The organism is Acetobacter fabarum (genome assembly GCF_011516925.1).
Classification (GTDB): domain Bacteria; phylum Pseudomonadota; class Alphaproteobacteria; order Acetobacterales; family Acetobacteraceae; genus Acetobacter; species Acetobacter fabarum.
Genome location: NZ_WOTG01000052.1, coordinates 1 through 975, shown reverse-complemented (window position 1 = coordinate 975; position 975 = coordinate 1). Strand labels below are relative to the sequence as shown.

1 protein-coding gene and 1 pseudogene are annotated in these 975 nt (G+C 62.9%); one reads left to right on the top strand and one right to left on the bottom strand.

Annotation, left to right across the window (positions count from 1 at the left end; genetic code table 11):
* Nucleotides 1–357 (bottom strand): annotated as a pseudogene (locus GOB83_RS14660) (hypothetical protein); the annotation flags it as partial.
* A 129-nt stretch (nucleotides 358–486) separates the two neighbouring features.
* On the opposite strand from GOB83_RS14660, the gene GOB83_RS14655 reads away from it, so the two are divergent.
* Nucleotides 487–960, top strand: a complete 474-nt coding sequence (locus GOB83_RS14655) for an SH3 domain-containing protein (RefSeq protein WP_165926629.1) — start codon at nucleotides 487–489, stop codon at nucleotides 958–960.
* The last annotated feature ends 15 nt before the right edge of the window (nucleotides 961–975 follow it).

The following is a 975-nucleotide window of genomic DNA, read 5'->3' as shown; positions in this document are numbered from 1 at the left end:
CAGCGCCTGCCCATCCGGGGTCAGGTAGAAGACCCGGAAGATGTCGCCATTGACGGCATACACACCCTGAAGGCCATGATTCATGACGTGGTTACCGATCTCATAGACTTTGGCACCTGTACTGGTGATGCGTCGGAGTGCAGGGCTTGCTGCAATTTCCCCGGCCGGGATGAGCCGTGGCGTAGGCACGGTCGGGGTGGGACGCAGGACAGGACCAGCGTCGGCGGCGCCTGATGGGACGGGTAACGGGGGTGTCACTGCCACAGGCGGCAGGGTAGGGCATTGCTGGGCCTGCGCCAGTGTTGAAAGGGCCACAAGGGTTGTAGCCGCCAGAAGAGTGTTTCGGGAATGTCGCATTGGGGTCTCCTTCTCTCCCCATGATGCACCAGAGCGTTGTGACGCTCTGTGGAACAAAAACCGAACGCAGAGCGTCACAACGGTCTGAGACATACTGGGGGGAGACCAACAAGGCAAAGGAGCCGCCCCGTGTCGCTCAGATCCACGCTTACCCTCACCCTGCTGGCAGGTGGCCTGCTGGCAGGGCCAGCCTACGCTCAGGATGTGCCGCCTGCCGAACTCGACCGACTGGCTGCTGAGCGGCAGGAAGCCATCGGCCCGCGCGACTGGGGACCGCCTGTCGACCCCGCACCTGAGGCGCAGCTGATGCCGCTTGGCGGGCACGTTACGTGCATGTCGCCTCACATGGCGTTTGAACCGGTCTATGCCGGACCAGGGAGCAATACGAGACAGGTTGGTGTCGCCCCACCCCAGCTTGCGGTTACCACGACGACTTCAGGCGGTTGGACCCGCATCCTGCGCGCTTATGGGAAAGCCGCATGGATACCGACCGAGGATCTGCAGCCATGGACATCCACGACAGCCTCTGCGGGCACACACTGCATCGTGGCCGGGATGAGACCATCTGACGGCATGATCCTCTTCTCATATCCTGGCGCATGACGCGCCCCCTCTCTC